This is a genomic window from Chloroflexota bacterium (assembly GCA_020850535.1).
Classification (GTDB): domain Bacteria; phylum Chloroflexota; class UBA6077; order UBA6077; family JACCZL01; genus JADZEM01.
Window position 1 is genome coordinate 50,526 of record JADZEM010000097.1, and the last position, 6,912, is coordinate 57,437.

Below are 6,912 nucleotides of genomic sequence, written 5' to 3' on the forward strand. Positions count from 1 at the left end.
AGACGCCCCGTTCGCGGTACCATTCGGGGCAGGATCGGGAAGGCGAATGCAGGAAGCGCACCCAGCAGGGGCCGGAGCACCGCCGGCATCCACGTCGCCGACAGCGCACGTCAGCACGGCAATCGACCGCTGGCAGCGCGAACTGCTCGACCTCTCGCGGAACAACCGGCTGCTCCACTTCCAGCCAGCCGGCGGGGGCGGCGGTCGGAGCGGTCAGCGCGGCGTCCCCGTCGCCCAGCCCGCCGCCGCCGAGCTGTTCGACCGGCTCGCCAACCGCGAGCGCAAGCAGACCATTGCCCGGCCTCCCGTCGCCGCGCAGCAGCCGCTCGACCTGACCGACACTGTGGAGGACGCCCCCCACCCCCAGCCCGGGGGAGACACCCCGCTCCCGCGTACGGGGAAGGGGCTGGGGGGCGTAACGCTCAAGCGCGACGAGATCCTGCTCGACCACGATCCCGCCCGCCTCGAAACGCTCCTCTACCGGCTGCGCCTGCGCGCCCGCTCCGCCCTTCAGGAGCAGGGCATCGACATCCTCTACGTCGCCTTCGGGCTGCTGGAGTGGACCCTCCCGAACGAGGCCGACCGGCCGATCAGTCCATTGTTGCTGCTGCCTGTCAGGCTCGACCGCAAGCGGACCGGCGATCCGTACACCCTGACGCCGCTCGACGAGCCGCCGATCCTCAACCCCGCGCTGACGTTCCAGTTGGAGCAGACTTACCGGCTGACACTGGCCCTGCCCGACACCGAGGCCGACCTGGACTACACCGTCACCCTCGACGCACTCAGGCAGAGCATCGGCGAGGCGACGGTTGCGCGGGATCACGGCTGGGAGATCCGCGATGGCGCCTTCCTGGGCCTGTTTTCCTTTGCGAAGCAGGCGATGTACGCCGATCTGGAGGCCAACCGCGCGCGCTTCGGCAAGCACCCGGTCGTGCGGGCGCTCGCCGGCGATCCCGGCGGCCTGACCAGCCTGACACTCCCCGATCCGGTCCACCTGGACGAGCAGGAGCACCCGCACGAGACCTTCCAGGTGCTCGACGCCGACGCCAGCCAGCGCACCGTCCTGGCGGCGATCCGCAAGGGCGGCAACCTCGTGGTACAGGGACCGCCAGGGACAGGCAAGTCCCAGACCATCGCCAACGCCATCGCCGAGACGCTCGCGCGCGGCAAGACGGTGCTCTTCGTCAGCGAGAAGCTGGCCGCGCTCCAGGTCGTCGCGAAGCGGCTGCGGGCAGCCGGCCTCGGCGAGTTCTGCCTGGAGGCGCACGGGCACGGCGGCGACAAGAAGGCCGTCGTCACGGCGCTGGCCGGCGCGCTTCCACAGACGATGCACCACCCGGCACCCGTCCCGACCGACGACCTCACCCTGCTGGCCGAGCGCCGCGCCGCCCTCAACGCCTACGCCCGCGCCCTGCACGACCATCACAACCCGCTCGGCGCGTCGGCCTTCGCGCTGCACGGCGAGCTGGCGAAGCGGGCGTCCGCCCCGCGCGTCCTGTTCGACGTGCCCACCATCAGCGCGTTGAGCGGCGAGAAGACGATGCGGCTGCTCGACCTCGGCCGGCGGCTGGTCCCGCTGGCCGGCGTCGTCACCGCGCCCGAACAGCATCCCTGGTTCGGCTGCACGGTCCAGCGCTGGAACCCGCTGGTGCAGGCGCAGCTCCAGACCACGCTCGACCGTCTCGCCACGGCATCCGACGAGCTGGCCGAGGTCCACGCCCGCGCGAGCCATCGCTGGGGCCTCGCGCCGGAGCCGACGCTGAGCGGCGCGCGCTGGCTGCTCCAGGCGCTCGCGCTGCTGGAGGAGCGGCCGGCCACCCTCGGGCGCTGGCTGGAGCGGCCAGACCTCTCAGCCCTGGTCGAGCGCGTCGGTCTGTGGGGCGGGCGCTGCCAGGGGCATGTCCAGCGACGCCTGACGCTCCTGTCGCACTACCACGAGACGCTCTTCGCGCTCGATCTGTCGAGCATCGTTGCCGCCATCGAGCGCGTCGAGCTTGGCGCGATCGCCCGGCTGCGCGGCGAGGGGCCGGCCGTGGACCGTGCCCTCGGCGCCCGCGCCGCCGTCGAGCAGAGCACGGCACGCGTGCTGCGCGCCATCCCGGCCGCACTCGACGCCGCCGCCGAGCTGGCGAGACCACTCGGGATGGCCGCCCCCGAGGCCCGCGGCGAGCTGGAGCGTGCGCTGCGAGTTGCCGACGTCATCGGCACGGCTCCCCATCCGACGGCCGAATGGCTCCAGCCGGGAGCCGCCGGCCGTCTGATCGGCCAGGCTGAGGAGGCCGCGCGCCAGCACGAGCGCGCTCGCACCAACCGTCTCGCGCTGCTGGAGCGCTTCGACGAGGGCGTGCTGACGGCGATCACCCCCGAGATGGCCGAGCGCTTCGCGTCCGGCTACGGCTCCTGGCTGCGCGCGCTGCGGCCGTCCTGGTACGCCGACCTCGGGACGCTCAAGCATCACCTGCGCCCGGAGCACGCCGCCGCCGGCCTTGACTACGAAGCCGCCCAGGCAGCGATCTGGCACTGGCGCGAGCTCTGCGCCGCCGAGGCGTGGCTCGGGCAGGCGGCAGGCGCGCTCGCGAACGTCTTCGGACGGCACTACCAGGGCGAGCGGACCGACTGGGAGGCCCTGCACCGGTCGCTTGGGGCCGTACAGGCGCTCGAAGCCCTGCTCGGGAACGTCTCCCGCTGGCCGCGCGTGCGTGCACTGCTGCTCGACGAGGACGACCCCGGCCCGCTGCGCCGGCCCACCGAGTCGCTGCGGGCCGCCCTGGCCGAGCTGGACGCCGCCATGACGATCCTCGAACGGGTGGCAGGCCGCGATCTGGCGACGCAGAACCCGGTCTCGGGGGCGGAGCGTGGGGGCGGCGGCCCGGACTACCACGTTCACCCGCTGCCGGCCGTCGCCGCCGACCTCCAGCACTGGCTGGAGGCACTCGCGCCACTCTGGGCGGCGTCGGATCAGCTCCACGCCAGCCGCAAGCTGACCACCACCTCGGCCGCCACCTTGCTGGCCGAGGCCCGCGACGCCCTCGCCTGCCTCACCTTCGAGGCCGAGTTCGGGGCGGCCATGCCCGCGCTGGCGGACGATCTCGGCCCGTCCTTCCAGGGTCTCCGCACCGAGTGGCCGCGCGTCCTGACCGCCCTCTCCTGGACGGAGCGGATGGTCGCCTGCTTCGACGGCCGACCGCCAGCGGCGTTCGTGGCCGCCGTCGAGCGCGAGCCGATCGGCCCTGTTGCCGAGCGCGCCGAGCTGCACCGCGCCCTCGGGCGGATGCAGGAGCTGCGCGCCGAGATCGGGGCCAGCTACGGCGACGGCGGCCCGGCCATCGGATCGCGGCCCATCGACCGGGCGACGTTGCCGGCCATCGCGGCCTGGGCGCGGGATCGCCACGCCGCGCTGCCCCGGCTGGCCGAGTGGATCGACGCCCGCACCGTGACGCGGGAGCTGGAATCGGCCGGCCTCGGCGGCTTCGTGCAGGCCCTGATGCAGGAGACGCCGCCGCCCAACCTCTGGGTTGACGCCTTCCTCAAGCAGCTGTTCACGCTCTGGCTGACCTGGCGCTACGATCACGCGCCGGCCCTCGCCCGCTTCCGCCGCGAAGGGCACGAGACGCTGATCCAGGAGATGCGCACGCTCGACCGCAAGCAGTGGGAGATCGCGGCGCGACGCATCGGCGAGCGGCTGCTGGCGCAACGACCGCCGGCCTCGGGCGTAGCGAGCAGCCAGTCGGAGGTCGGGCTGCTGCTCCGCGAGGGGCGCAAGCAGCGGCGCTTCAAGCCGCTCCGACGCCTCTTCGCCGAGATGCCAACCCTCCTGCCCCGCGTAAAACCGTGCCTGCTGATGAGCCCGCTGTCCGTCGCGCAGCACCTGGGCGAGTCTGATGTGACGTTCGACCTCGTCATCTTCGACGAGGCCAGCCAGATCCTGCCGGCTGACGCCATCGGCGCGGTCGGGCGGGGCAAGCAGGTCGTGGTGGTCGGGGATCGCCGCCAGTTGCCGCCGACGCGCTTCTTCCAGGTGACCAGCCTTCAGACGGCTGACGACGACCTGGACGAGGAGCCGCCCGAAAGCGTGCTCGACGCCTGTCTCAACGCCGGCGTCCCCGAATGCTCGCTGCTCTGGCACTACCGCAGCCGCCACGAGCACCTGATCGCCTTCTCGAACGCCGCCATCTACGGTGGCCGCCTGCAAACGTTCCCCAGCCCCGACGCCGACGAGCGCGTGGTCAGGCTGCATCACGTCCCGAACGGCGTCTACGACCGTGGCCGCACCCGTGCCAACGCCGTCGAAGCCGCCACGGTGGCCGACCTGGTGGTGGCGCACGTCGAGGCCCAGGCAGCGGTGCCGCCCGAGCAGCGGCAGAGCCTCGGCGTGATCGCCTTCTCCGAGGCCCAGATGCTCCAGATCCTGACCGAGCTTGAGGCGCGCCGACGGGCCAACCCCGACCTGGAGCCGCTGCTGGCCGACGACGGCGCGGACGAGGGGCTGTTCGTCAAGAACCTGGAGGCCGTCCAGGGCGACGAGCGCGACGTGATCCTCTTCTCGGTCGGGTACGGCCCGGACGCCGACGGTCGCCTGACGATGAGCTTCGGGCCGCTCAACCTGCCCGGCGGCGAGCGGCGGCTGAACGTCGCCGTCACGCGCGCCCGCCAGCAGTTGACCGTGGTGTCCTCGGTGCGGGCGCACCAGATCGACGCCAGCCCGCAGCGCCCGGCCGGCCTGCGTCTGCTGCGCCAGTACCTCGACTACGCCGAGCGCGGCCCGGCCGCCATCCTCGACTCGCCCATCGGCGCGGCAACGGGCGGAGGGGCAGCGTCGCCGTTCGAGGGCGCGGTGCAGGCCGCTCTCGCGGCCGAGATGCGCCGCACGCCGGGCCTGGAGCGGATGGAGGTCGTGGCGGGCGTCGGCGTCGGGTTGCAGCCGGTCGACCTGGCCGTCCGCGAGGAGTCGGGCCGCTACGTCCTGGCCATCGAGTGCGATGGCCAGACGTTCGGCGCCCTGCCCACGGCCCGCGACCGCGACCGTCTCCGCCAGGAAGTGCTGGAACGGCTGGGGTGGCCGCTGCACCGGGTCTGGTCAACCGACTGGCTCACCGCTCAGCGCGACGAGGTGAAACGCCTGGTGGCCGCCGTGGAGCGCGGACGCCAGCAGCGCGACGGCCTGCTGCTGGACGACGAGCAGCCGCTGGCGGTGCTCAAGCCGGCGGATCAGCCGGCAGCCGGACGGACGCGACCGGACGTGCGCGGCGCGCAGACCGCGCTCACGGGCGCCGGCCCGGCCACGCCGCCGACCGGCCTCACGATGCCGCCGACCGGCCTCACGATGCCGCCGACCGGCCTCACGATGCCGCCGACCGGCCTCACGATGCCGCCGACCGGCCTCACGATGCCGCCGACCGGCCTCGCCGGGCAGACTCCCACCGTGCCGCCGGCGTCTCAGCCCGCCACACGGCTCATGCCCCCGGTGGTCGCTCGTCCTATCGAGCAGGTGGACGACGGCGAGATCGCCGAAGCCATCAAGGCCGTCCTGCGACGCGAGCTGGCGATGCCGCGCGATTCGCTGGTGGTCGGCGTGGCGCGCGCGCTCGGCTACCAGCGGACCGGCAGCAAGATCAGGGCCGCGGTTGGCAGCGTGGTGGATCGGGAGCAGCAGCGCGGCGCACTCGCCGAGGTCGGCGGCAACCTGAGCCTCGCCGGCGCCTGAGACGCCTGAGGTACGTCCACGGCAAATTGCAGTCGGGCCATCGCCGGCTCTACAGTTCGCGCATGCCCTGTCGATTCTCCCCTGCATGGGTCTGACACTGTGCGCCTGACAGCATGCGCCTGACGATCCTCGGAGCAGGGTCGTCTCACGGCACGCCGGTCATCGGCTGCACCTGCGTGACCTGTACGTCGCCGGACCCGCGCAACCATCGCATGCGAGCCTCGGCGCTGATCGAGGCGCATGGCCGGGCCTTCCTGGTGGACACCGGTCCAGAGGTGCGGCTGCAGGCGGTGCGGGCGGGCATCCGGCAGATCGACGCGGTGCTCTACACCCACTTCCACGCCGACCATGTCCACGGCATCGACGATCTCAAAGCGTTCAACGTCCCGCTCAACGGCGAGCTGCCCTGCTACGGCAATGCCCAGACGGCCCACGTCCTCCAGACGCGCTTCGACTATGCTTTCGCGGGCACATCGTTGCTCGGATGGATTCCCCATCTGACCTTCAAGGTGGTCGAGGAGCCGTTCGACCTCCTCGGCGTGCCGGTGACGCCCGTCGATCTCCAGCACGGGCGCATCCGCTCGTGCGGCTGGCGGATCGGCGGCATGGCCTACCTCACCGACGCCAACGGCATCCCCGAGTCGTCGCTGGCGCTGCTGGGCGGGCTGGATCTGCTGGTCATCGACGGCCTGCGTCCGCGCCCGCACCCCACGCACTTCTCGATGGACGAAGCCATCGCCATCGGCCGGGCGGTCGGCGCAAAGCAGACGCTGCTGACGCACATGAACCACGACGTGGAGTACGTCCGCGAGAGCGCGAGCCTGCCGCCGGACGTGGCCCTTGCCTACGACGGCCTCGTCGTCGACCTCCCAGACCCGTAAAGGTCGCCCACGGATCTACGCTGAGCTTGGCTGGGCCGCCTGAGACGGTCGCGAGCAGAGCTTCCGGCGCACCCCACAGTGTGTGGTGTCCGCGACGATGGCCGGTACGTTCCGCATGTGCACCACGCCCCCACACAACGGCCATCTCCGCGATGTACGTCCCAGGGCGATTGCATGTTGATGTCGTCGTGCCGCCTCGACGGGGCTTGAAAGCCCCGCCTACCATCCTGCAGTCGCTGCGCGACGCTCCAGTCGCACCAGTGCCGGCCGTTCCCGACGGCCGTCGCGCAGCGACGGCGTGACGGTAGGCGGGGACTTCAGTCCCCG

The 6,912-nt window shown here is 72.4% G+C and carries 2 protein-coding genes; both read left to right on the top strand.

Going from position 1 to position 6,912, the window contains the following annotated elements:
* The first annotated feature begins 46 nt into the window (after positions 1-46).
* Entirely contained in the window at positions 47-5,704 is a 5,658-nt protein-coding gene (locus IT306_13955) for a DUF4011 domain-containing protein (protein MCC7369528.1), read from the top strand.
* Positions 5,705-5,817: 113 nt separating this feature from the next.
* Entirely contained in the window at positions 5,818-6,585 is a 768-nt protein-coding gene (locus IT306_13960) for an MBL fold metallo-hydrolase (protein MCC7369529.1), read from the top strand.
* The last annotated feature ends 327 nt before the right edge of the window (positions 6,586-6,912 follow it).